Annotated in this window: 24 protein-coding genes and 3 pseudogenes; 12 read left to right on the plus strand and 15 right to left on the minus strand. The window is 65.2% G+C overall.

Annotated elements, in window-relative coordinates:
* The first annotated feature begins 5 nt into the window (after positions 1–5).
* From ADT71_RS29165 to ADT71_RS29190, 6 genes and pseudogenes are all read left to right on the plus strand, one after another.
* Positions 6–755, plus strand: coding sequence for an SDR family NAD(P)-dependent oxidoreductase (locus ADT71_RS29165; protein ID WP_054442176.1), 750 nt, complete (start codon positions 6–8; stop codon positions 753–755).
* 232 nt (positions 756–987) lie between these two features.
* A pseudogene (locus ADT71_RS29170) lies at positions 988–2,522 on the plus strand (peptide chain release factor 3).
* Between the two features lie 127 nt (positions 2,523–2,649).
* Positions 2,650–3,353, plus strand: a pseudogene (locus tag ADT71_RS29175) (endonuclease/exonuclease/phosphatase family protein).
* A 151-nt stretch (positions 3,354–3,504) separates the two neighbouring features.
* Complete coding sequence (locus ADT71_RS29180) at positions 3,505–3,843, plus strand: P-II family nitrogen regulator (protein ID WP_054442177.1); 339 nt, start codon at positions 3,505–3,507, stop codon at positions 3,841–3,843.
* 29 nt (positions 3,844–3,872) lie between these two features.
* Positions 3,873–5,219 (plus strand): ammonium transporter, encoded by a 1,347-nt coding sequence (locus tag ADT71_RS29185; protein WP_054442178.1) that lies wholly within the window; start codon positions 3,873–3,875, stop codon positions 5,217–5,219.
* A gap of 226 nt (positions 5,220–5,445) precedes the next feature.
* Positions 5,446–5,784 carry a P-II family nitrogen regulator gene (locus ADT71_RS29190; protein WP_054442179.1) on the plus strand — a complete coding sequence of 113 codons (339 nt, stop codon included), beginning with the start codon at positions 5,446–5,448 and terminating at the stop codon, positions 5,782–5,784.
* A gap of 21 nt (positions 5,785–5,805) precedes the next feature.
* Here the strand turns inward: ADT71_RS29190 and ADT71_RS29195 are convergent, their stop codons facing one another.
* Positions 5,806–6,234, minus strand: coding sequence for a TIGR01244 family sulfur transferase (locus ADT71_RS29195; RefSeq protein ID WP_054442180.1), 429 nt, complete (start codon positions 6,232–6,234; stop codon positions 5,806–5,808).
* Between the two features lie 302 nt (positions 6,235–6,536).
* On the opposite strand from ADT71_RS29195, the pseudogene ADT71_RS35305 reads away from it, so the two are divergent.
* From ADT71_RS35305 to queC, 6 genes and pseudogenes are all read left to right on the plus strand, one after another.
* A pseudogene (locus ADT71_RS35305) lies at positions 6,537–7,177 on the plus strand (cold-shock protein).
* Positions 7,178–7,324: 147 nt separating this feature from the next.
* Positions 7,325–8,515 carry an aspartate aminotransferase family protein gene (locus ADT71_RS29205; protein WP_054442181.1) on the plus strand — a complete coding sequence of 397 codons (1,191 nt, stop codon included), beginning with the start codon at positions 7,325–7,327 and terminating at the stop codon, positions 8,513–8,515.
* A gap of 2 nt (positions 8,516–8,517) precedes the next feature.
* The gene (argF, locus tag ADT71_RS29210) at positions 8,518–9,441 is read left to right on the plus strand and encodes an ornithine carbamoyltransferase (protein ID WP_054442182.1); all 924 of its coding nucleotides are present in this window, start codon (positions 8,518–8,520) and stop codon (positions 9,439–9,441) included.
* Complete coding sequence (locus tag ADT71_RS29215) at positions 9,438–10,346, plus strand: Hsp33 family molecular chaperone HslO (RefSeq protein ID WP_054442183.1); 909 nt, start codon at positions 9,438–9,440, stop codon at positions 10,344–10,346. The genes argF and ADT71_RS29215 overlap by 4 nt, the downstream gene beginning before the upstream one ends.
* 228 nt (positions 10,347–10,574) lie before the next feature.
* A complete protein-coding gene (locus tag ADT71_RS29220; RefSeq protein WP_082370637.1) occupies positions 10,575–10,892 on the plus strand; it encodes a hypothetical protein in 318 nt (105 codons plus the stop codon).
* 52 nt (positions 10,893–10,944) lie between these two features.
* Entirely contained in the window at positions 10,945–11,640 is a 696-nt protein-coding gene (gene queC, locus ADT71_RS29225; RefSeq protein WP_054442185.1) for a 7-cyano-7-deazaguanine synthase QueC, read from the plus strand.
* A 169-nt stretch (positions 11,641–11,809) separates the two neighbouring features.
* Here the strand turns inward: queC and ADT71_RS29230 are convergent, their stop codons facing one another.
* The 14 genes from ADT71_RS29230 to ADT71_RS29290 form a co-directional block, all read right to left on the minus strand.
* Positions 11,810–12,772, minus strand: a complete 963-nt coding sequence (locus tag ADT71_RS29230) for an OmpA family protein (RefSeq protein ID WP_054442186.1) — start codon at positions 12,770–12,772, stop codon at positions 11,810–11,812.
* A gap of 191 nt (positions 12,773–12,963) precedes the next feature.
* Positions 12,964–13,422, minus strand: a complete 459-nt coding sequence (locus ADT71_RS29235) for a DUF2793 domain-containing protein (protein ID WP_054442187.1) — start codon at positions 13,420–13,422, stop codon at positions 12,964–12,966.
* A 16-nt stretch (positions 13,423–13,438) separates the two neighbouring features.
* Positions 13,439–13,651, minus strand: coding sequence for a hypothetical protein (locus ADT71_RS34760; protein ID WP_231636305.1), 213 nt, complete (start codon positions 13,649–13,651; stop codon positions 13,439–13,441).
* Positions 13,615–15,633, minus strand: coding sequence for a phage tail protein (locus tag ADT71_RS29240; protein WP_231636306.1), 2,019 nt, complete (start codon positions 15,631–15,633; stop codon positions 13,615–13,617). Before ADT71_RS29240 ends, ADT71_RS34760 begins: the two co-directional genes overlap by 37 nt.
* Before the next feature lie 10 nt (positions 15,634–15,643).
* The gene (locus tag ADT71_RS29245) at positions 15,644–16,048 is read right to left on the minus strand and encodes an NlpC/P60 family protein (RefSeq protein WP_054442188.1); all 405 of its coding nucleotides are present in this window, start codon (positions 16,046–16,048) and stop codon (positions 15,644–15,646) included.
* On the minus strand, positions 16,045–16,866 hold the full coding sequence (locus ADT71_RS29250) for a DUF2163 domain-containing protein (RefSeq protein ID WP_054442189.1): 822 nt from the start codon (positions 16,864–16,866) through the stop codon (positions 16,045–16,047). The genes ADT71_RS29245 and ADT71_RS29250 overlap by 4 nt, the downstream gene beginning before the upstream one ends.
* Entirely contained in the window at positions 16,863–19,208 is a 2,346-nt protein-coding gene (locus ADT71_RS29255; RefSeq protein ID WP_054442190.1) for a DUF2460 domain-containing protein, read from the minus strand. The genes ADT71_RS29250 and ADT71_RS29255 overlap by 4 nt, the downstream gene beginning before the upstream one ends.
* Before the next feature lie 19 nt (positions 19,209–19,227).
* Positions 19,228–19,806, minus strand: a complete 579-nt coding sequence (locus ADT71_RS29260; RefSeq protein ID WP_054442191.1) for a hypothetical protein — start codon at positions 19,804–19,806, stop codon at positions 19,228–19,230.
* On the minus strand, positions 19,796–20,011 hold the full coding sequence (locus ADT71_RS29265; protein ID WP_054442192.1) for a phage tail assembly chaperone: 216 nt from the start codon (positions 20,009–20,011) through the stop codon (positions 19,796–19,798). Before ADT71_RS29265 ends, ADT71_RS29260 begins: the two co-directional genes overlap by 11 nt.
* Complete coding sequence (locus tag ADT71_RS29270; RefSeq protein ID WP_054442193.1) at positions 20,008–20,340, minus strand: gene transfer agent family protein; 333 nt, start codon at positions 20,338–20,340, stop codon at positions 20,008–20,010. The genes ADT71_RS29265 and ADT71_RS29270 overlap by 4 nt, the downstream gene beginning before the upstream one ends.
* A complete protein-coding gene (locus tag ADT71_RS29275) occupies positions 20,337–20,744 on the minus strand; it encodes a phage major tail protein, TP901-1 family (protein WP_054442194.1) in 408 nt (135 codons plus the stop codon). The genes ADT71_RS29270 and ADT71_RS29275 overlap by 4 nt, the downstream gene beginning before the upstream one ends.
* A gap of 26 nt (positions 20,745–20,770) precedes the next feature.
* Positions 20,771–21,160: a DUF3168 domain-containing protein gene (locus ADT71_RS29280; protein WP_054442195.1), complete on the minus strand. Its 390-nt coding sequence runs from the start codon at positions 21,158–21,160 to the stop codon at positions 20,771–20,773.
* Positions 21,161–21,163: 3 nt separating this feature from the next.
* A complete protein-coding gene (locus ADT71_RS29285; RefSeq protein ID WP_054442196.1) occupies positions 21,164–21,343 on the minus strand; it encodes a hypothetical protein in 180 nt (59 codons plus the stop codon).
* The gene (locus tag ADT71_RS29290) at positions 21,340–21,888 is read right to left on the minus strand and encodes a hypothetical protein (RefSeq protein WP_054442197.1); all 549 of its coding nucleotides are present in this window, start codon (positions 21,886–21,888) and stop codon (positions 21,340–21,342) included. The genes ADT71_RS29285 and ADT71_RS29290 overlap by 4 nt, the downstream gene beginning before the upstream one ends.
* Positions 21,889–21,903: the final 15 nt, after the last annotated feature.

Consider the following 21,903-nt stretch of genomic DNA (forward strand, 5'->3'; position numbering starts at 1 on the left):
TTCCGATGAAGACCGCACTCGTAACCGGGGCTACCTCCGGCATCGGCGAAGCCTGTGCCCGCGCATTCGTGGTGGCGGGCTGGCGTGTGATCGGCACCGGTCGCCGGACCGAGCGTCTGGACGCGCTGAAGGCCGAACTGGGCGCGGACCAGTTCCACGCCGCCATTTTCGACGTGCGCGATGAAGCGGCGCGCGATGCTGCTCTGGCCGCCCTGCCTGCCGAGTTCGCCGGGATCGACTGTCTCGTCAACAATGCCGGCCTCGCGCTCGGCACCGAACCGGCACAGAGCGCGTCGCTCGAAAGCTGGAAGACGATGATCGATACCAACGTAACCGCGCTGGTCTCGCTCACTCACAAGCTTCTGCCCGCGCTGGTCGCGCGCAAGGGCGCGATCGTCAACTTGTCCTCGGTGGCGGCGACTTACCCTTACACGGGCGGCAACGTCTATGGCGGCACCAAGGCCTTCGTGCACCAGTTCTCGTTGGGCCTGCGTTCCGACCTCGCGGGAACGGGCGTGCGCGTGACCTCGATCGAGCCGGGCATGGTGGAGACCGAGTTCACCCTCGTGCGGACCGGCGGCAACCAGCAGGCTTCGGACAACCTCTATGGCGGCGCGAATCCGATGACGGCCGAGGATATCGCCGGAACCGTGCTCTGGGTGGCGACCCTGCCGCCGCATCTCAACATTAACACGCTGGAACTGATGCCGGTGAGCCAGTCCTTCGCCGGCTTCCAGGTCGCGCGCGAGGGCTGACTTCCTCTACTTTCGTCATTGCGAGGAGGCGAAGCCGACGCGGCAATCCAGAGCGGCGTAACGCGCCCTGGAATGCTTCGCTACGCTCGCAGTGACGAAGGTTAGGTGCAGGGGGCGAGTACAGGGGCCGAGCGCGGGGCAGGAAACGGTCCACTCCGCAGGCCGTAGTGAGGGGGGCTCCCCCTTTTTTCCGCCCTTTCCATCTGGCCCCGCGCCCACTAATAGCGCGCCGATGAGCAATGTTCCCCACCAGTCCCGGCGCACTTTCGCGATCATCTCGCACCCTGACGCCGGTAAGACCACCCTGACCGAGAAGCTGCTGCTGCAAGGCGGTGCCATCCATCTGGCAGGACAGGTCAAGGCACGCGGCGCGCGCGGCGCGCGCGGTCTGACTGGATGAAGATCGAGCAGCAGCGCGGCATCTCCGTGACCAGCTCGGTCATGACGTTCGAGCGGGACGGGATCACCTTCAACCTGCTCGACACGCCGGGCCACGATGACTTCTCGGAAGACACCTACCGCACGCTCACCGCAGTCGATTCGGCGATCATGGTGATCGACGCGGCCAAGGGTATCGAACCGCAGACCCGCAAGCTCTTCGAGGTCTGCCGCCTGCGTTCGGTGCCGATCATCACCTTCATCAACAAGGTCGACCGCGAAGGCCGCGCCTGCTTCGACCTGATGGACGAAGTGGCGGACATGCTGGCGCTGGACGTCTGCCCGATGTCCTGGCCTGTCGGCATGGGCGGCCTGTTCGAGGGTATCCTCGACATCGCCAGCGGCAAGATCAGCCGCCCCGAAGGGCCGAGCAAGGAATTCCTCGGCAAGGTCGACGAAGGCGCGGCGCTTCCCGATGCCGTCGCCGAGGAGCTGGAACTGGCGCAGGCCGGCTATCCCGAATTCGATGTGGAGGCCTATCGGGGCGGCGACCTTACGCCGGTCTACTTCGGCTCGGCGCTCAAGAACTTCGGCGTTACCGAACTGATCGACGCGATCGAGAAGTTCGCGCCCCCGCCGCGGCCGCAGCCTTCGAACGAAGGCACGATCGAGCCGGACAACAAGGAAGTCACCGGCTTCATCTTCAAGGTCCAGGCCAACATGGACCCGATGCACCGTGACCGCATCGCTTTCATGCGTCTGGTCTCGGGCACCTTCAAGCGCGGCATGAAGCTGACGCCCTCGGGCCTTGGCAAGCCGATCGCGGTCCATTCGCCGATCCTGTTCTTCGCGCAGGACCGCGAGATCGCGGACAATGCCGAGCCGGGCGATATCATCGGCATTCCCAATCACGGCACCCTGCGCGTGGGTGATACCCTCTCCGAAAAGAACCAGGTTCGCTTTATCGGCCTGCCGAACTTCGCGCCGGAAATCCTGCGCCGCGTCGCGCTGAAGGACCCGACCAAGACCAAGCAGCTCCGCAAGGCGCTCGATGACCTTTCGGAAGAAGGCGTGATTCAGGTCTTCTACCCGGAAATCGGCTCGCAGTGGATCGTCGGCGTGGTCGGCCAGCTTCAGCTCGATGTGCTGATCAGCCGCCTCGAAGCCGAGTACAAGGTGGAAGCCGTGCTCGAAGCTTCGCCGTTCGACACGGCCCGCTGGATCAAGGGCGACGAAAAGACGCTGCGCGACTTCGGCGAAATCAACAAGATGAACCTCGCGAAGGACCGTGACGGCGATCCCGTGTTCATGGCCCGCTCGGCGTGGGACGTGAACTATCAGCAGGAACGCAACCCGGACATGACCTTCAGCGCCACGAAGGAACGCTGAAACCTTTCGTCGTCCCGTCTCCGCAGCCTGCGCTTTCGCGCGTGCGGGCAAGTCCGGGACGACGGACAGGGAACCTCATGCTATTCCGGCGGATTGCTACGCTATCCCATTCGCCGGAAGTCCTTCGTTGCAGATCAAGTTCGCCAGCTACAACATCCACAAGGCCGTCGGGCTTGACCGGCGCGCGATCCCGAGCGCATTCTGACGGTGCTGCGCGAGATCGATGCCGACATCGTGGCGCTGCAGGAAGTGGATCGCCGGTTTGGCCGCCGGATGAGCGCGCTGCCGCTGGAGGTGATTCACGGGGCAACCGATTATGTCCCGGTGCCCCTGTCGATGAAGCCGGACAGCCTGGGCTGGCACGGCAATGCCCTGCTTGTGCGCAAGGGCATCGAACTGCTCGAAGCCAAGCCCGTGGCCCTGCCGGTTCTCGAGCCGCGCGGCGCGATCCGTGCGGATCTTTCGGTTCATGGGCGGAAGGTTCGGGTGGTCGGCATGCACCTCGACCTGTCCGGTCTGCGCCGACGGTTGCAGGTGCGAAGCGTGCTGTCCCATGTCGGCGCCTGCGATGAACATGTGCCGACCGTGATGATGGGCGATTTGAATGAATGGTCCAGCCACGGCGGCTGTTTCCGAGAGTTTCATGCCCCCTGGCAGGTGCTGGTACCGGGTCGGAGCTTTCCTTCCCGCAGGCCTCTGGCAAGGCTGGATCGCATCATCGTATCCGAACAGTGGCGGATTCTGGGAACAAACGTTCACCACAGCCCCCTTGCGGCGATAGGATCTGACCACCTGCCGGTCTTTGCGTCGCTTGAGTTGCCTAAAAAATAGGCAACTGCTCAGGAATCGAGCGATGCGTCATGCTGCACTTGCGTTGAACGGAGCGATCAGGCCCTTGAATCCCGTCGTTTGGTAAATTGGCACGGCCTTTGCATTCACTGTTTGGAGCCGGCGCGGGGCCGGTGACAAACAGGGGATAGGCATGAAGTTCATCATAGCCATCATCAAGCCCTTCAAACTCGACGAAGTGCGAGAAGCGCTGGGCGCGATCGGTGTCGCCGGGATGACCGTTTCCGAAGTGAAGGGCTTCGGGCGCCAGAAGGGTCAGACGGAAATCTATCGTGGGGCCGAGTATTCGACCAACATGCTCCCCAAGGTGAAGATCGAAGTGGCAGCGCCCGACGATCTGGCGCCGAAGATCGTGGAAACGATTCAGCAGGTTGCCAGCACCGAAGCCATTGGCGACGGCAAGATCTTCGTCCTCGACCTGGCCTCGGCCGTGCGCATCCGCACCGGCGAATCCGGCGATACCGCGCTTTGACCGGCGCTTCCGACAGGAGGGAAACCACGATGAACCGCAAAATTCTTTGCGGCGCCGGCGCTCTTGGTGCGTCGCTGTTCGCCGCCATGCCTGCATGGGCGCAGGAAGCCGCTGCCGCGGCCGCGCCCGTCCCCAATCCCGGTAACAATGCCTGGATGATGACCTCGACCATCCTGGTCCTGCTCATGATCCTGCCCGGCCTCATGCTGTTCTACGGCGGCCTCACCCGCTCGAAGAACATGCTTTCGACGATGACGCAGATCGGCGCGGCCGCTGCGCTCGCGATGCTGATCTGGGTCATGTACGGCTACGGCCTCGCTTTCGGTCCGGAAGGCAATGCCTTCATCGCCTGGGGCAAGTTCTTCCTCGCCGGCGTCACGCCTGACAGCACGGCGGCGACCTTCACCAGCGAAGTCATCAGCGAATACGTCTTCATCAGCTTCCAGATGACCTTCGCCGCGATCACCGTCGCGCTGGTCCTCGGTTCGACCGTCGAACGCATCAAGTTCTCGGCCGTGATGGTATTTGCGGTCGTCTGGCTGACGATCACCTACTTCCCGATCGCGCACATGGTTTGGGCAGCTGGCGGCTTCCTGTTCGAAGGCAAGATGTTCGGCACCGAACTCCCTGCCGCTCTCGACTTCGCCGGCGGTACCGTCGTTCACATCAATGCCGGTGTCTCGGCGCTCGTCGCCGCGCTGATCCTCGGCAAGCGCAAGGGCTACCCGAACGAGCCGATGCCCCCACACTCGCTGACGCTGACGATGGTCGGCACCGGGCTGCTGTGGGTGGGCTGGTTCGGCTTCAACGCCGGTTCGGCTCTCGAAGCCAATGGCTCTGCCGCCCTTGCCATGATCAACACTTTCGTCGCCACCGCTTCTGCGGGCCTGTTCTGGATGCTCGCAGAGCGTCTCAGCGGCCACAAGGGTTCGGCTCTCGGTTTCTGCTCGGGCATCGTGGCGGGTCTCGTCGCCGTTACCCCGGCAGCGGGCAACTCGGGCCCGTTCGGAGCGATCGTTCTGGGCGCCGTCGCTTCGATCATCTGCTTCTTCGCGGTCAGCAAGCTCAAGCCCGCTCTCGGCTATGACGACGCCCTCGACGCCTTCGGTGTCCACGGGATCGGCGGCATCGTCGGCGCCATCGGCACCGGCATCGTCTATGCGCCTTCGCTGGGTGGACCCGGCGGCGCCGACTTCTCGATGGGTTCGCAGGTCGCAACGCAGATCATCGCCGTTCTCGTCGCAATCGTCTGGGCCACCATCGGCACCGTCATCTCGATCTACGTTGCCAAGGCAGTCACCGGCCTGCGCGTCGCTCCGGAAGTCGAGCAGGAAGGCCTCGACATCGGCGAACATGGCGAGCGTGCCTACAACTAAGTTTCAAATCTCCTAGAGCTTGGCGGCGGCGGATACTTCTTCCTCTCCTTACATCCGTCGCCGCCTCCCGGTGTTCCTCCTGCGAACACAAACTCAAGGGCCGGAGCCAGCCGCTCCGGCCCATTTTTCATTCTTTTTATTGTCGCGGATTTGCCCAGATTTGTCTTTGTCGCGATGCCGACAATGTGTGATGTTCTGCCCACAGCCTTCCACCGGGAGATCGGGCGTGAAGTACATCATCGCGATCATCAAGCCGTTCAAGTTCACGGAAGTAAGGGATGCCCTCTCGGCCGCCGGCGTTTCAGGGCTAACGGTTTCTGAGGTAAGCGGCTTCGGTCGGCAGAAAGGTCAGACCGAAATCTACCGGGGGGCGGAATATGCCTCGAGCATGCTTCCGAAGCTGAAGCTGGAAATCGCGGTTTCCGACGCTTTTGCGGTCACGGTGATCGAGATCGTCAAAGCAGCCGCAAGCACCGACGAAATCGGTGACGGCAAGATCTTCGTTTTCGATCTGGCAGACGTGCTGCGAATCCGGACCGGCGAACAGGGCGACATCGCGCTCTGAACACCGGAAACCGGCGTCGGGTCACTTCCCGGCGGACAGCATGTCGATGAGTTGGCGAATCGGGGAAACGTCGTAACCCGCAGCGGCCGCCTTCGAAGCAATCACGGCAGGGCTGTCGCCTGCCTTGGCGCGGGCAAGCGCCCAAAGCAGAGTCGAGCGCGTACCCGAACGGCAGTAGGCCAGAACCGGACCTTCCGCAGTATCGAGCGCATCGGCCATGGCATCGACCTGAGCCTGGCTGAAGCCGCCGTGGCCCACGGGAATCGCGACATAATCGATCCCGGCTGTAGCGGCTTCGGCGGCGATGACGTCCCCTGCGACCTGGTCTTCGCTTTCGCCCTCGGGACGGTTGTTGATGATCCGCACGATCCCCAGAGCTTTCGCCTCGGCGATGGCATCCGTTCCGATTTGCGGGCTCGCGAACACGGTCTCGGTGATCTGGCGGAACATGGGCGCGATTCTCCGGTGTCGAATGGTGTTTGTGGGCACCGGTTCGGCCTGAAATGAGCGCTCGTCAAGCTCCCAATTCCGACGAAAAGCAAGGTGGAATGCACGGAAAACGCGATATTTCGTCCCTGGCGCGGGAGAATGGGACGTAAATGTGTTCGCCATGTGGCAGAACCTCGTGTATGAGTCCGGCCTGCAGGTAAAGGTCCGGGGCTTTTCTCGGCTGTTTGCCTGACGGTCGGCGCGGTTCGTCCACGTGTCCGGGTGTATGCTTTTTGGGGCGCAGCGAAGGTACGTTCGTAAACATGGGTTTTGACAGAGGTCGTCGCGGAAGGGGACGCGACAAGCGCGATAGCTTCGGGGAGAACGAGTTCGATCCGTTCTTTGCCGGGCAAGATCGCTTCGGTGGCGGTGACCGCTTCGGTGGCGGCGATCGTTTCGGCGGTGGCGGTATGCCCGCTCAGGTCGTCGGCCAGGGTCGCGGCGTCGTGAAGTTCTTCAACGGAGCGAAGGGTTTCGGCTTCATCCAGCGCGATGAAGGCGGCGAAGATGTGTTCGTTCACATCAGCGCTGTCGAGCGTGCCGGCCTTGAAGGCCTGGCCGAAGGCCAGCAGCTCGAATTCCAGCTCGTCGATCGTGGCGGCAAGATTTCGGCCAGCGAACTCGTCGTTGTCGGCGACGTGATTCCAGTCGCCAAGCGCGAGCCTGCACCGCAGCGTCAGCTGACCGGTGAAAAGGCCAGCGGCACGGTCAAGTTCTTCAACTCCATGAAGGGCTTCGGCTTCATCACCCGTGATGATGGCCAGCCGGACGCATTCGTTCACATCAGCGCAGTTGAGCGTTCGGGCTTGGCGGTCTGAACGAAGGCGATCGCGTGGAGTTCGACATCGAGGTCGATCGACGAGGCAAGTACTCGGCGGTCAACCTGGCGCCGCTCCAGGGCTGATCCTGCCTGCAACGCCCCCGGTGTTTGACCGGGGGACTGCAAACACCTAAAAGCGCGCAAATGGCGGTCCGGTTAGGGCCGCCATTTGTCGTTTCCGATTCACGTTTTCACGTTCACGTCACTGATTCGTTATCGAGGAATTCCATCATGTCGATCACTCCGCTGATGCCCGTGTATCCCCGGTGCGGCGTTCGGCCCGTTCGCGGCGAGCATTGTCACCTCATCAGTGAAGACGGTCGCCGATTCCTCGATTTTGCAAGCGGGATAGCGGTCAACCTGCTGGGTCATTCGCATGAAGGCCTGATCGGTGCGATCCAGAAGCAGGCCGAGACGCTCATGCACGTTTCGAACCTTTACGGTAGCCCCCAAGGCGAAGCGATTGCCACCCGCCTGACCGAACTGACCTTCGCCGATACGGTGTTCTTCACCAACTCGGGCGCCGAAGCGGTCGAATGCGCTATCAAGACTGCGCGTGCTTATCATCAGCACGTCGGCAACGATCACAAGTTCGAGCTGATCACGTTCAAGAATGCCTTCCACGGCCGGACGATGGCGACGATCAGTGCGTCCAATCAGGACAAGATGCACAAGGGCTTCCTGCCACTGCTGCCCGGTTTCAAATATGTCGAGTTCGACGATCTGGAAGCCGCAAAGGCCGCTATCGGCCCGAATACCGCAGGCTTCCTGGTTGAGCCGATTCAGGGCGAAGGCGGCATCCGCATCGCTTCGGACGAATTCCTCCAGGGCCTGCGCGCACTTTGCGATGAGCATGACCTGATGCTGGTGTTCGATGAAGTTCAGAGCGGCGTCGGTCGTGCCGGTACGCTCTACGCCTACGAGCAGTACGGGATCGTGCCCGATATCATGTCTACCGCGAAGGGCATCGGCGGCGGCTTCCCCGTCGGCGCCTGCCTTGCCACCGAAAAGGCCGCGCGCGGGATGGTATTCGGAACGCATGGTTCGACTTATGGCGGTAATCCTTTCGCCATGGCGGCGATCGGTGCGGTGCTCGACGTCGTGGCCGATGAGGCATTCCTTGCCGATGTGCGCGCAAAGGGCGAGCGACTGCGTTCGCGGCTCGAACAGTTCATCGGCAACTATCCCGATCTGTTCGATTCGGTGCATGGCCGCGGCCTGTTCATCGGCATGAAGCTGAAGATGGAGCCGCGGGCTTTCGTTGCCCATATGCGTGACAACCATCAGGTGCTCACCGTTTCGGCCGGTGACAATGTGGTCCGCGTTCTGCCGCCGCTCGTCATCGACGACAGCCATATCGACGAATTCATGGAGAAGCTGTCCGCCGCGGCGGCGAGCTACCAGCCCCAAGAGGTCGCCTGAAGATGCGGGATTTCCTCAATCTGAGTGATGCCGGCGGGCCTGCGCTCGCCGCGATGATCAACGATGCGATCGACCGGAAGTCCGCGCGCAAGGCCTGGCCGAAAGGCCAGGTCGACGCCGATGCTCCGCTTGCGGGCCATGTGCTTGCCATGATCTTCGAGAAGAACTCGACCCGCACGCGCGTCTCGTTCGACATGGCGATGCGTCAGCTCGGCGGCAGTGCGCTCATTCTCGAAGCGGGCAGCACCCAGATCGGTCGCGGCGAGACGATCGCCGATACCGCCCGCGTGCTCAGCCGGATGGTCGATGCGATCATGATCCGTACCGACGATCACGCCAAGATCGAGGAACTGGCGCACTATGCCGAGGTTCCGGTTATCAACGGGCTGACGGATCTTTCCCACCCCTGCCAGATCGTTGCCGACTTGCTGACGATCGTCGAGGGCGGCTTTGCGCTTCCGGGGCTCCAGCTGGCCTGGCTTGGCGATGGCAACAACGTTGCCAACTCGCTGATCGAGGCGGCAGGGCTGATGAAATTCACGATCCGCATCGGCGGCCCTGCGGGCTACGAGCCGGATACTGAATTCATCGCGCGCGCTCGTGCGGCGGGCGGCGAGGTCATTCTGACGCAGGACCCGGCCGAAGCGGTTGCAGGTGCCCAGGTCGTGGTTACCGATACCTGGGTGTCGATGGGGCAGCCGGGCGGCGAGAAGCATGTTGCAGCCATGCAGCCCTATCAGGTCAATCAGGCGCTGATGGCGGCTGCGAATCCGGGCGCCATGTTCCTCCACTGTCTTCCCGCCCACCGCGGCGAGGAAGTGACGGATGACGTGATCGACAGCACTCAGTCCGCAGTATGGGACGAGGCCGAAAACCGCATCCATGGACAGAAGTCCGTGCTGCTGTGGGCGCTTGGCAAGCTGTGAGCGACGATCTTCTCCCTCGGGACGACGATACCGGCTTCGATCGGGTGCTGGCGTTCACCGTGCCTTCGCGCCATGCGCGCGGTCGTGTGGTGCGCCTTGGCCCTGTGCTGGAAACGGTACTCTCGGCCCATAGCTACCCCAAGGCGGTCAAGCACGTCCTGGCCGAAGCATTGGTGCTGACGGCCCTGATGGGGTCGCTTCTGAAGGAGGAGGGCGCTCAGCTGACCTTCCAGGCGCAAGCCGAAGGCGGAGCTGTGGATCTGCTCGTTTGCGACTATCGGGGCGGCGAACTTCGCGGTTATCTGCGACATGACCCGGTTCTGGCCGAGAAGCTGGAAGAGGACTGCTCGCTCGAAACGATCTTCGGCAAGGGCTATCTTGCGATCACCTTCGATCTGGACGTCTCGAACGAGCGCTACCAGGGCGTGGTGCCGCTTGAAGGCGCATCGCTTGCCGAAGCCTGCCAGAGCTATTTCGCCCAGTCCGAGCAGGTTCCGACGGTGATCCGCATTGCCGTCCGTTCCAATGGCCCGCGATGCGTTGCGGGCGGCCTGCTCGTCCAGCATTTCCCGGATGGCGAGGAAGGCAAGGAGCGCCTTCACGTCAAGGAACAGCACCCCGATTGGGAGCATGTCTCGATCATGGCGGGCAGCGTTCAGGCGGGAGAACTGGTCGATCCGGTGCTCAATCTGGAGCAGCTCGTCTGGCGCCTGTTCCATGAAGAGGATATTATCCGGGTGGAGCCGCTGGCGCCGTTGACGCGGGGCTGCCGATGCTCGGTGGAATACTACCAGAATATCCTTGGACGGTTTCCCGAGACCGAGCGGGCGGATATGCGCGATGAAACCGGTATGGTTCCGGTAGATTGCGCGTTCTGTTCGAAGATATTGCACGTCCCTGTCTGAACATATCGGGCCGTTGCGGACCTGTCGGTGCGGGGCATGCTTGTCTTGCCGGTCGGGAGTACCGATATGGGGCGGATGACCACGGGTAAAGCACGAGGTCTTGCGCCAACGCGCGCGAGGGGCCGCAAATTCGACTGGACGAAACGCAGGGCAGCGACGGTAGCATTGGCAGCCGGGGCATTGCTGCTGCTTGGATCGGGCGCGCAAGGGCAGAAGCGATCGCTTGCGATGCTGGACCAGCTGGAGCCGGGCTCCTGGGAACTGCGTGAGCACGGCGAGAGCAGCGTCACGCGCAACCTTTGCATCGGAAATGGCAGGCAGCTGATTCAGCTCCGGCATCAGGGGATTCCTTGCCGCGCGGTCGTGGTTGAGGACACGGCGAACGAAGTCGTCGTCCAGTATACCTGTCGCGGGCAGGGCTATGGCCGAACGCGGGTTCGGCGTGAGACCAATGGGCTGATCCAGATCGACAGTCAGGGGATCGTCAGCGGACTTCCCTTCGTTGTCACCGCTGAGGGACGGCGGACCGGTTCCTGCCGGAACTGACGCTGCCGGCTGGTGGTTGTCATCGCTTCGGCGAAGGCTTAGCGAAAGAACCATGCAGGATACTTCAACGCTTTCAGGCCGCAAGGCGGTCGTCCTTCTCTCAGGAGGACTGGATTCGATGGTTTCGGCGGGGCTCGCACGAGAGGCGGGCTATTCCATCAATGCGCTGACGATCGACTATAACCAGCGTCATCGGTGCGAAATCGATGCCGCCGGCAAGATCGCCGCTTTCCTTGGCGCCGAACGTCATGTCGTGCTTCCGCTCGACTTGCGCCAGTTCGGCGGGTCTGCGCTGACGGACGATATCGAGGTGCCGAAGGATGGCGTCGGTCCCGGTGTTCCGGTGACGTATGTTCCCGCGCGTAACCTCGTTTTCCTGTCGCTTACGCTGGCTTGGGCCGAGGCGATCGGGGCTTCCGATATATTCATCGGCGTGAACGCGCTGGACTATTCGGGCTATCCCGACTGCCGTCCCGAATTCATCTCGGCGTTCGAGAACATCGCGACCCTGGCGACCAAGGAAGGCGACGAGGGCACGAAGTTCAGCATTCACGCGCCGCTGCAGTTCCTCGGCAAGGCGGATATCGCCCGCGAGGCGGATCGCCTTGGGCTGGATGCCGGCATGAGCTGGTCGTGCTACGACCCGCAGCCGGATGGCCGCGCCTGCGGAGAGTGTGACAGCTGCCGCCTGCGAAAGGGCGGCTTTGCCGATGCGGGGCTGATCGATCCTACACCTTACGCCGCCTGATCTTTTTCAGAGCTGAAATTACGAACGCTCCGCCTGACCCGCGGGGCGTTTTCGTTTGTGCGGCCGGCCCACGGATGCCCGGGCTGCCGGGAACATGCTGGCGCAAGTTCCATAAGAAAAGGGGGCCGGATTGCTCCGACCCCCTGATCTGTAACCGTTGCCGGTTCGCTTACATGCCCGAACCCGGACCGTAAGTGATTTCGACGCGGCGGTTCTGCAGCTCGCGCACGCCGTCAGCAGTCGGAACGCGCGGGTTGGCTTCACCGAACGCCTGGCTCGAGATCGAGCCGTCCGGAATGCCGTGGCTGGTCAGATACGCGCGGGTAGCGTCGTTACGACGAGCCGACAGGCCAAGGTTGTACTTTTCGGTACCCGAACGGTCGGTGTAACCGGCCAGCATGATCGGAACGCTGTTGCAGTTGCCATAGGCACTGATCGCGCTGTCGAGAATGGTGGCGGCTTCCGGCGTGATGTCCGACTTATCCCAGTCGAAGAACACGATGTACGGACCCTTGTTGCATTCCACAACCGGCGGCGGAGCTGCCGGTTCGCCGAAGTTGTACGCCAGGGTGCCCATGAGCGAGTGCGAACGCCAGCGGGTGCTGACCGACGAACCGTCCACGTCGACGAGGTCGACATTGGCGACGTTCATGAAGCGATACTTCAGGCCCACGTCCCAGTGGCTGCTGATCGGAGCGCGAACGCCCGCGATAGCCTGCCATGCGAAGCCGGTGTCGGAATCGTCGATGAAGTCGGCATCGACGCGAGCGACGCCCGCACCACCGCCGACGAAGCCCTGAAGACCGTCATCGGGACCGAAATCGAGCAGGCCGTTGACCATGAACGACAGGTTGCTGGCGTCACCGCCGAAGGACTTGACCGGAGCCTGGCGATAGCTGGCTTCGGTTTCAAGACGGAACGGACCGAAGTCGTAACCGAGAACGGCGCCGCCGTCGAAGCCGGTCTTGAAGTCGGCAGTTGCGGCATTGCTGACGCCGTCGACCTTAAGATCAGCGTCTTCGACGATCATGCCGCCGAAGTCGAGTTCAAGATACCACGACTTGTCACGCGCAAGCGCGGGCGTGGCGATAGCTGTCGAAGCCAGCGCCAGACCAAGGACGAGTTTCCTCATACGTTTCCCCTACTAAGAGATTTGGAGCCACCGAGTGCGTCGAGTGTCTACCCCCTCAGCATTGCGTGTGCAAGCGCACATTGAAAGCGACTGTTGCAAGAATGTCGCGATTTCGGAGGGTTGGTGCCGCCTCGTGACCCCATTTATTGGAAATCGACTGCACTGTTCCTACCCCTGTTCAATGTGCCGCGTCATGCTGACGGGAAGATACCCAAGGCTTGCAGGGCAGCAACCAGTTGACCGATCACCGCCCGAGCCTGAACATCAACTGTCGATCCGCCAAGTGGTTCCATGGGAAGGGAAGCTTTTCTCCATGAGCCCCAAAATAGTTGCTCCTGCCGGGTCGACAGATCGAAGACGCGCATTCCGTCCCGTGGTTTGACGAAAATCCAGTTTCCGCCCTGAAATGTGGCAAGCGTGCCCGCCTGCCCGTTCCAGGCCCCGCTCGCTTCCATGCCGACCAGCCAGCATTCTCCCTCCGAGGGGGAGGGAGGCGGGAGATCGGTTTCGCCCTCGATCGCGGGGTGCAGCAGCATGTCGCAGCGGGCCAGGGCTTCGTTGACGAAGACCTCTTTCTGGGACTGGCCGGCATAGAGAAACGGCAGCGAGAATCGCGCGCTGGCGCTGTCGAAAGTGATGGTATCGCTCATGCTGGGCTCCTTGGGATCAGTTCAGCGAAAGGACGGGAAGGGGTTCGGAAAGGGCGTGGGTTCCCTGCTGCCTCACGCGCAGCCATTCGCCGGGGGCTCCCGCGGACAGGCGTGCCACGAGGTCGGGGGCGAGATCGATCGAAGGGGCGGCAAGGGTCCACGTGGCCAGCGGGCTCCCGATCGCACCGAACGTCACGAGATAGCTCTCCGTCTGTTCGACCAGGGGCACGTCGAGCCCGTCCTGCCATGTCCAGTTGCCCCGTGCGCGGCGTGTCCACGCCGCGCGCAAGGTGCCGTCCGCCAGTCTTGTGACACGAGGGTGGACCGGTGCCAGCGGGCGCAATGTGATGCCTTCAAGGCGGATCGGGACGGCGACCGGCTCGGGATCTCCGCGCCCTGCCGCCACGATCGGCGTTCGCTGCCGGTTCCGACGATGGCCGGATCGAGCGCGACGGCCTTGCGGTCGAGCAGGACGAACGGTTCGCCGGGCAGGTGCGTGCCGATTGCGGTTTCCGTTCCGCCCCTTCCGCGCAGAAAGCCGGTGAGCCGCCAGGTGCCGCCGCCAAGCGGCAGGGCGCCGGCGAACTGGATGATTTCGTCACCCACGAGGGCAAGGTTGGCGCCTTCCGCGAGCTGGCGTAGCGATGCCGATGCCAGTTGCAGGTCCGCCCCTGTCAGGCGAACCTCCAGGGTGGAGGCGCGATCGAACAGCAGCGCGCTTGCCGGTGGAAGCGCCGTCGAGGCCGTGCCGACGATCGAGCGCATCCGGCCGCTGGGGCCGAGCGGCAGCAGGCCCCCGTCGCCGCGGTCGGCAAAGAGCGCCGCACCGCTCCAGTTTGCAGTGGAGGAGGACAGTGCGGCAATGGGCCGGGCGCTGTCTGGCGTGCCCGTCGCGGCATCGTAGGGAAGTTCGAGCGCCACGAGCGCGGTCTGGCCGGGGGGGAGATCCGGCTGGGGGTTTATCCGTCCCGGGTCGGTTGCAAGCCGTGGCGGAGCGTCTGCTCCGGTCGGCACGCGGCGGGTGGCGGAAATCTCGATGCCGCTGTCTCGCCACTCCCACGCCTCTACGCGCCACAGGCCGGGAAGGCCGGGAAACGTCACGGAGGCACCGGGCGCGACATCGCAGTCGAGTTCGCTGGTCCGCCAGGAAATGCGGTCCCTGCTCCAGTCGATCCTTCTGCGGATGCGTTCGATCAGGCTGCGGGCGGTGGCGGCATCGAGCGCGGCCGGAAGTTCCAACGCGCGGGGTTCTCCGGCAATGGCGCGGCCGGTGGCATGTTGCACGCCGGGCAGATAGTCGCGGTCGCGGTCGAAATAGCGCAGCACCGACAGCGGCTGTTCGCCGGGGGCGGCACGGCTGCGGGAAAAACCCGTCGCGGCGCCGAAATCGCCGTCCTGGGCGGATATCGCGGCTTCGGTGAGGGCGATCGGGCTCGTCTGCAGCCGTTCCCTGGCAATCACCAGACGGTCCCGCCCGGCATCGGTGCAGAGCGGCTCGACCTGGGCAATGACCTGCAGGATATCCGCCAGCGACCCGTCACAGCTCAGCCCGCCGAAGCTTTCGAGCGGGACTGCCGCGTCGATATCCTCCACCAGATCGCCGATCACCCCGGAGAGATCGAAGCGTTCGTCGGCGATGACCTCGAAAGTCAGCGCGGGGATGTGGTTGTAATATTCCGAAAGGTCGAGATCCTCGAACACCACGTAGGCCAGATCGCGGTGAGCGGGACAAAGGGCTTCACCCTCTGCCGCAAGGATCAGCGGATCGCAGGCCTGATCGCCGTGCCCGGTATGGATGCGCAGCGTACCGCCGACCTTGAGGTCGCCTTCCGCGCCGCGCAGCAGTCTGCCGTCGGCCCAGATGCGGCCGAGGGCCAGGATCGGGCGGCTGGAGAGTGCCACGGCAAAGCTGGCCGAATAGCTGTAAGTGGTGACGGAGGGAGCGCCCTTGCCGCCGCCCAGCGTCTCGCTGTGCTCGGTGAGTTCCGCCGCCCAGATCATCTGGCCGGCAACGCGCATCCGGCCGAAATGACGGGGGAGGGGCTGGCCGTAGCTGGAAGTGGTCACTTCCAGTTCCTTGAGCCTTGCACCCTGCCGGTTGGGAGATCCGAAGATCGCGGCATCGAACTGACTGCCTACGAGCGAACCGATCGCACCGCCGACCGGGCCGCCCAGCGCCGTGCCTACCGTGCTGAAAACGAGCGTTGCCATGTCTTGTCCTTCAGGAAAGGGAGCCGAAGCGGGCACGCCAGTGCCCGGTGAGCGGCCATTCACGCGGGAGCGGGGCGATTACGACGCGGCGCAGGCCCGCATGGGCATGAACGATGCGCGCCTCGCCGAGCGCGATGGCGAGATGGTATTGGCAGGGGCCGGGGCGCAGCATCAGCACATCGCCCGCCGCGATTCCGCCGGTGGCAGCTTCCAGCCCCAGCGCGGCGGCAACGGCATCTGCGCGGTCGATCCGCATGGCGCGAAGGCTGTAGCCGTTGGGAACGGCCATGGGCCTGCCCGCGGCGACCGCGACGAGGCCGAGGCAATCGAGCCCGGCCGCCGGATCGCGGCCATGAAGTCGAAACGGCACGCCGATCAGTGCCCGCGCCGCCCCGGCCAGATTCTCGCCAGTCATTGCGAGGGCGAGGGGTAGCGGGTGAGCAGGTCGTTTCCGGGAAGATAGGGTTCGCCGCGAAAGTTCACGGCATTGCCGAACCGTTCCGCGCAGGTGCCCAGCGTATGATCGCACCCTTCGCGCAGGAAGGCGCGGGTGCCGGGCGGAATACTCCCGTCCAGCGGGACATCGAGGATCAGCCTGCCGTCTTCCCCGCCTACGATGCCCATCCGCACGCCCGCTTGCGGCCCTTCGAGCCACCGCAGCGTGCCGCCAGCGAACAGGTCCGGAGAGGCCGGTTCGGCAAAGGAGACCGTATTGCTGGCGGTATCCACCAGTGCGACGGCCAGTTCGCGGGTGAAGCGCTGGGGATCGAGATTGCATCCCGGCCCGCAGAACCCGGCGCGACAGGCGGGGCTTGTGCGGGGGACCGGATCGCGCGCCAGTTCCGCCTTGCGCGACGCGAGTTCGGCGGAGAACGCACCGTCTTCCTCGGCAACGGCGCCGATCGTGCCGGTGTAGAGGGTTTCGCGTTCCAGCGATTCCCAGTCGATCAGCCCGATGCGGACACGGGCACCGTCGAAACGCCCGGTGGCCAGATCTTCCGTGGAAATCTCCTCATGCGTGATCGTGCCGCGCACTTCGGCGCTGTCTGCCTCGAAGCCGGCGGACTTGCGGATCGATGAGGGAACCATGCCGGGTGACGCCCGATGCGTGAGACCGTCGAACCAGAGATCGGCATCGTGCGTGGTGAAGCCCAGGGTTACGCCGTCACGCCGGTCGATGCGCCAGAAGGTGGCGACCGTTTCCAGGTCGCCCGAGAACCACTTGCGGCTCATGATGCCTCCCGGATTTCGACGACGGGCACGCTCGGCGCCTCGCCTGCCGCGAAAGCAGCGCCCGCGACTTCGAGCTGGTCTTCCGCAAAGCGCACCGGCACGTCGAACAGGAAGCCTGCCCGGACGGCCGCGCCCAGGGGCGGCGGATCGTCGAAGGCGATCACGCCTTGCGGTTCGAGCGTCCAGTTGCCGACCTGCACGGCGCCGCCGATCGAGACGAGCAGGGTGTCGAACAGCGGCCGGGTCACGCGGCGGACCTGTTCGGCGCTTCCTTCGCCGTAGCGCTTCACGAGCGGGAACCGGGCGGTGATGCCGTCACCGATGCCGAGCGGCTGGTCGAGCGGGCTTGGCGTGCCGACCATGCCGTTCGAACTGTAATCGCTCGGATCGCGCAGGCGAAAGCCGCGCGCGGGGCCGCGACGGGCGCGATAAAAGGCGATCAGTTCGCCCAGTTCCGCTTCGGAACGCACGCCGGGGCCGACATCGAAGCGCAGGCGGGCGTTGGACCAGAGACTGTTGCGCCGTTCGAAGCCGGATGCGGTGACGGAGATCGAAGTGGAGAACTCCGGGATCACCGTGGCATCGCGGCCCAGCGCGAGGGGATAGAGCACGTCGTCGAAGGCCTGCATCTGATCGGCTCCTGAGGCTTGCGGAGAGAGGGGGGGAAGGCGGACGAAGCCGTCGCGCGCGACCTGGGGCAGTGCCCAGACCACCACTTCGCGCGGCGAGCGGGCGAGGGCCTCGTCCAGCCCGGCGTCGATGCGGCGCCACTGGTCGCCTTGCGCCGGCGTCAGCACGAAACCGGCGAGGTAGTCCTGCTCTTCGGGGGGATAGCCGAGCCGCTCGTTCACTGCGGCATAGGCGGAACGGCGCAGGGTATCGGCACCGGCGGTGAGCCAGTCATAGTCCTCCACCTGCAAACGGTCGAAGGCGGGCGAGGCCCAGCCGACCGGGAGATTGGCACGGCGCATCTCGGGCATCGCTGGGTCGAGCAGGGTGGGCGTGAAGACCAGCGCCAGCGCTTCGACCGGCGCCGGAGCGGCGGCAGCGCGGACCGCATCCACGAGATCGGCGGTGGACTGCGCAAGAAGGGCACCGGCTTCGTCCAGCAAGGCCTTTTGCGCGGTATCCAGAGGGGCGCGCATGTCGGGAATGGCGGTAGGCGCACCGCCAAGCCGGGCGGTCGCCTCGGCATCGTAAAGGCAGATGCGGCCGTCCGCGAAGCACCACCACCAAGGTTCGCCGACCTGGAACCGCACCGCGGCGCCTGCCTCGGTCATGAGCTGCGCGAAAGCGGCGCCGACCGATTGCAGCCAGCCCATTGCGGCACCGTTCGCGGGGGAGAGCAGGGTTGAGGGCGGGTCCCATCCGGTCAGCGCCGGATTGCCCTCCAGGTCGCGCTGCTTCCACGCGGGGGGGCAGTGCTGGTCGAGCAGTTCGTAGGACAGCGAGGCGATCGGGTTGAAACCGAGCTTCACGCATTCCGCGAAGAAAGTGCGATGCCAGACCCGCGTCGGCGCGTTGAGCGGGTCGCCCCCCATGCCGGCGAGATAGGCTCCGTCTGCGGAAGCGAGCCGGAAGTAATGGCTCATGCCCAGATAGTGGACCACCGAGCCCCGGTAGCCGAGCTGGCGCACGCCGCGCAGGAGCCGGGCGGGGGTCTGCACGCCCTGATCGTCGAATCCGGTCGCCATGGCGAGGCCGTTCGGCGGGAGGATGACGTCGCCGATCTCCAGCATGGCGCGCGCGCCGTCCACCGCGATCTCGCTCAGTTCGATCCAGCCTTCGGCCTCGGCCGGCAAGGGGGCGGTGCTGCCGTCGTAGCCCGGCGGACAGAAGGAAATGAACATGCGGTCGATCGCATGGGGCCATATGCGCTCTGCTTCGGCAGGGAGCGCGAAGCCGGCGTCCAGCTCCGAAAAGCGCAGGCTGATCCGGGCATCCTCACCCGTCCCCTCGGCATAGTTCCAGAGCCGGACGTACCAGGCACGCGGGGCGCCGCTTGCGTCCTGTCCCTCTATCGTCAGGGTCGGACCGTTCCCGGCGTCGAGCGGGATCACCCCCGAGGAACGCCAGCGGAAGCTGAGCGAGGTATGGGCGTAGTCGCGGTCGGCCTTGTAGGCGAGCAGCGGGTGGTCGAGCCGGTCCTCGCTCTCCCAGATCAGTCCGCCGAGGTCGCCCTTGCGCAGGAACGCGGCGTCCACCCGTAGGGAGTCGGGGCCGGTCGAGATGACGGAGGCCATCATCGGGCGCGGGAAGTTGACGGTCCAGAAGCGCGGGTCGAAGCGCCTGATCCAGTCGCTCTCCTGTCCGTTGCGCTTGTCAGCAAGCCAGAATGCCATGTCGGGTGCTCCGGTGAGATCAGCGGCTGGAAAGGGCGCGGCGCACCGCGCTGGCGACCTGGCGGGACGAGCGCTGGAGCGATTGCGGCGTGCTGGCGCCGCGCGGCCCGGTGAGGTTGATGGCCACTTTGACGTCGCGGGCGCCGGTGCCGGTGCCGGAGCCAGTGCCGGTCTCGATCCGCCCGGCGGAAGTCGGCACGAAAAGCTCCGGTCCGCGCTCGCCGACGAGATAGCCCCGCCCCGGCGAGACATTGCCCCCGGTCGCGCGCCCGGGCAGGCCGAGCACGCTGGAAAACAGGCCGGAGAGATCGAGCGCGCCGGTGGCTGCGCCCCCCGTGCCCGCCGCGCCGAACAGGCCCTGCAGCGATTGTGCCGCGATTTCGCCAAGCGTGCTCAGGGCGACGCGCTTGAGGTCGTCGAAGCCGAGGCTGCCGCGGCGGATCGCGCCGGTCAGGCCCTTTTCCAGCGCCTGCCCGGCCTGGGTGAAGCCGGAGACGAGATCGCCGTCGATGCTGCCGCGCATCTGCGCGATGTCGCGCGTGAAGCCTTCGGTGCTGGCGCGGACTTCCACCAGCAGGCTGTCGATGTCATCGCTCATTGTCGTGTTCCATCAGCTTGTCGAGCAGGGACCGGTCGACTCCCGGTGCATCGGCGGCGCCAGCTGGCCCAAGGGGCAGCAGGCCGAGCGCGGCGGCGAGTTCGGCGGGCGTGGCGGCCCAGAAATCCCGTGGGCGCCAGCCGAGCTGTCGCGCGGCGAGACCGCAGAGCCTGAGCGCCGCCGGGGCGAGCCGGGTTTCGCTCATCCGCTGCCCTTGAGGATCTGGCCGAGCAACACCCGCAGCGGTGCGGCGCAGGCGGCAAGGCCCTGGGCAACCACCGCCTCTCCCACCGCTTCGCGCGGGACGGCGTGCAGCGGGTCAAGGCAATGCCAGAACAGCGCGGCCAGTTCGGAAAGGCGAAGCTGGCCCGCGCCCGCCCGCTCGACGAGGGCGAAGAGCGGGCCGAGTTCCTCCTCGGCGGCGACCAGCGCGGTGAAGCTGGGGCGCAGGACATGCGCGGCGCCGCCGATCTTCAGCAGCGCCTCGCCGCGCAGCGCGTTGGCCCGCTCCCCCTGAGCCTGTCGAAGGGTCATGCCGGCGCCACCAGGCCGGAGCTTTCGAGCTGGAGCGTGTAATTGCGCTCGCCGTTGAAATCCCCGGCATAATCAAGCCGCTGGACAAGGAAGCGGCCACGCAGCCGCTCGCCGTCCTCGAAGCTCAGTTCGTAGTCGTCGAGGGTGCCGGCCATGGCATTGGCGCGAATCTTCGCCTCGGCCGTGCTGCCGAGGAAGATGCCCGCCGCGCTTACCGAGACCGAGCGGACCCCGGCCCCCGAAAGCAGTTCGCGCCAGCCGCCGCTGTCCTTGCTGGTGACGACGACCGCGTCGCCCGTGACCGACATCTGCGTGGTCCGCAGCCCGGCAACGGTCTGGTAAGTGGCGGGAGAGCCGCCATTCGAGATCTTGAGAAGGAAGGCGCTGCCTTTCTGGGCGGGCATGGTGAGGCTCCTTTGAAGCGGTTGGGTCAGGCGGCGAGCAGGCGGAAGCGGTATTCGAGCAGGATCGCGCGGCGGCTTTCCCCGCGCTGTTCGGCGCGGGCCCGCAGGAACTGGATGGAGGCGGCGGAGAAAGTCGGCTGCGTGCGCGGAAGGCTTTCCACCCGCGCCTCGATGGCCGCGACCAGTGCCGCCGCCGCATCGGGCGCGTCACCCCGGCAATGGAGTTCGAGCGCGACGCGCACTTCCCGGCCCGGTGCGGTCTTGCAGCTCCAGTCGGCGCTGGCGCTGGAGGCCAACGCCAGCCACGGCAGGCTGGTGCGCAAGGGCGTTTCCTCGGTCACCGAGTTCAACTCGGCCGCGAGCGCGGGATCGGCGGCGAGCCATTCGATCAGCGCGGCGCGCAAGGCGATTTCCATCACTTATCCTTTCGCGAAGAGCGGCCAGACGAGGTCGGCGCGGCGCCAGCGGGTTTCATCGCCGCGTGCGGCCATCCGCCGGGCTTCGGCATGGGCGGCGGCAAGCGCTTCGGCGCGGGAGGCGAGGCGGCGGAAGAGGGCGGCGAGCGATGGTCCGGCATCGGCCGAGATCATGCCGGTCACGCCAGCCGCATCCGCCGCCAGGGCCGCCAGAGCGCCGCGACGGAGGCAGGCGGAAGCGGCGCGGCGCCGCCGCTTTCGCGCTCGCGGTGCTGGTGCGCGGCGAGCCGGACGATGCCGTGGCGCAGCCCGTCCGGCAGGCTGTCCCAGTCATCGGCGAGCCCGGCCGTGAAGCCGATGGCGATGCGGGTGGCGGGCGTGCCGAAGGGAAGGCGGACACGGCCGGTGCCGTCGGCATCGAGGTCAATCTCGTAAGTCCCGGCCGAAAGCGGGAACCGGGTGCCATTGGCATCGACCCCCTCGATCAGGGTGATGGCCTGCACCGGACGGGTGGACAGCGCATGCCAGCCTGCTTCGGCGGGCAGCATTTCTTCGCACGGGGCGACCAGCGGCATCCGGCCGGTGAAGGCCTCGCAAGTCTCGACCGCGCTGGCGAGCAGGGCAACGAGCGGAAGATCGTCGCGCGTGGTGGTCACGCCGAGCCACTGCTTGAGCTCGGCGAGTGCCGAGGACGGAAGCACGGGCGGGGCGGGAATGGCCCGGTTCATGGGTGTCTCCGATCA

It is taken from the genome of Novosphingobium sp. ST904 (assembly GCF_001298105.1).
Lineage (GTDB): Bacteria > Pseudomonadota > Alphaproteobacteria > Sphingomonadales > Sphingomonadaceae > Novosphingobium.

Coding starts and splice junctions, on each gene's coding strand:
- ADT71_RS29165 (WP_054442176.1), top strand. CDS start 6: ATGAAGACCGCACTCGTAACCGGGGCTACCTCCGGCATCGGCGAAGCC.
- ADT71_RS29180 (WP_054442177.1), top strand. CDS start 3,505: ATGAAGTTCATCATAGCCATCATCAAGCCCTTCAAACTCGACGAAGTG.
- ADT71_RS29185 (WP_054442178.1), top strand. CDS start 3,873: ATGAACCGCAAAATTCTTTGCGGCGCCGGCGCTCTTGGTGCGTCGCTG.
- ADT71_RS29195 (WP_054442180.1), bottom strand. CDS start 6,234: ATGTTCCGCCAGATCACCGAGACCGTGTTCGCGAGCCCGCAAATCGGA.
- ADT71_RS29205 (WP_054442181.1), top strand. CDS start 7,325: ATGTCGATCACTCCGCTGATGCCCGTGTATCCCCGGTGCGGCGTTCGG.
- argF (WP_054442182.1), top strand. CDS start 8,518: ATGCGGGATTTCCTCAATCTGAGTGATGCCGGCGGGCCTGCGCTCGCC.
- ADT71_RS29220 (WP_082370637.1), top strand. CDS start 10,575: ATGCTGGACCAGCTGGAGCCGGGCTCCTGGGAACTGCGTGAGCACGGC.
- queC (WP_054442185.1), top strand. CDS start 10,945: ATGCAGGATACTTCAACGCTTTCAGGCCGCAAGGCGGTCGTCCTTCTC.
- ADT71_RS29230 (WP_054442186.1), bottom strand. CDS start 12,772: ATGAGGAAACTCGTCCTTGGTCTGGCGCTGGCTTCGACAGCTATCGCC.
- ADT71_RS29235 (WP_054442187.1), bottom strand. CDS start 13,422: ATGAGCGATACCATCACTTTCGACAGCGCCAGCGCGCGATTCTCGCTG.
- ADT71_RS29240 (WP_231636306.1), bottom strand. CDS start 15,633: ATGGCAACGCTCGTTTTCAGCACGGTAGGCACGGCGCTGGGCGGCCCG.
- ADT71_RS29245 (WP_054442188.1), bottom strand. CDS start 16,048: ATGACTGGCGAGAATCTGGCCGGGGCGGCGCGGGCACTGATCGGCGTG.
- ADT71_RS29250 (WP_054442189.1), bottom strand. CDS start 16,866: ATGAGCCGCAAGTGGTTCTCGGGCGACCTGGAAACGGTCGCCACCTTC.
- ADT71_RS29255 (WP_054442190.1), bottom strand. CDS start 19,208: ATGGCATTCTGGCTTGCTGACAAGCGCAACGGACAGGAGAGCGACTGG.
- ADT71_RS29260 (WP_054442191.1), bottom strand. CDS start 19,806: ATGAGCGATGACATCGACAGCCTGCTGGTGGAAGTCCGCGCCAGCACC.
- ADT71_RS29265 (WP_054442192.1), bottom strand. CDS start 20,011: ATGAGCGAAACCCGGCTCGCCCCGGCGGCGCTCAGGCTCTGCGGTCTC.
- ADT71_RS29270 (WP_054442193.1), bottom strand. CDS start 20,340: ATGACCCTTCGACAGGCTCAGGGGGAGCGGGCCAACGCGCTGCGCGGC.
- ADT71_RS29275 (WP_054442194.1), bottom strand. CDS start 20,744: ATGCCCGCCCAGAAAGGCAGCGCCTTCCTTCTCAAGATCTCGAATGGC.
- ADT71_RS29280 (WP_054442195.1), bottom strand. CDS start 21,160: ATGGAAATCGCCTTGCGCGCCGCGCTGATCGAATGGCTCGCCGCCGAT.
- ADT71_RS29290 (WP_054442197.1), bottom strand. CDS start 21,888: ATGAACCGGGCCATTCCCGCCCCGCCCGTGCTTCCGTCCTCGGCACTC.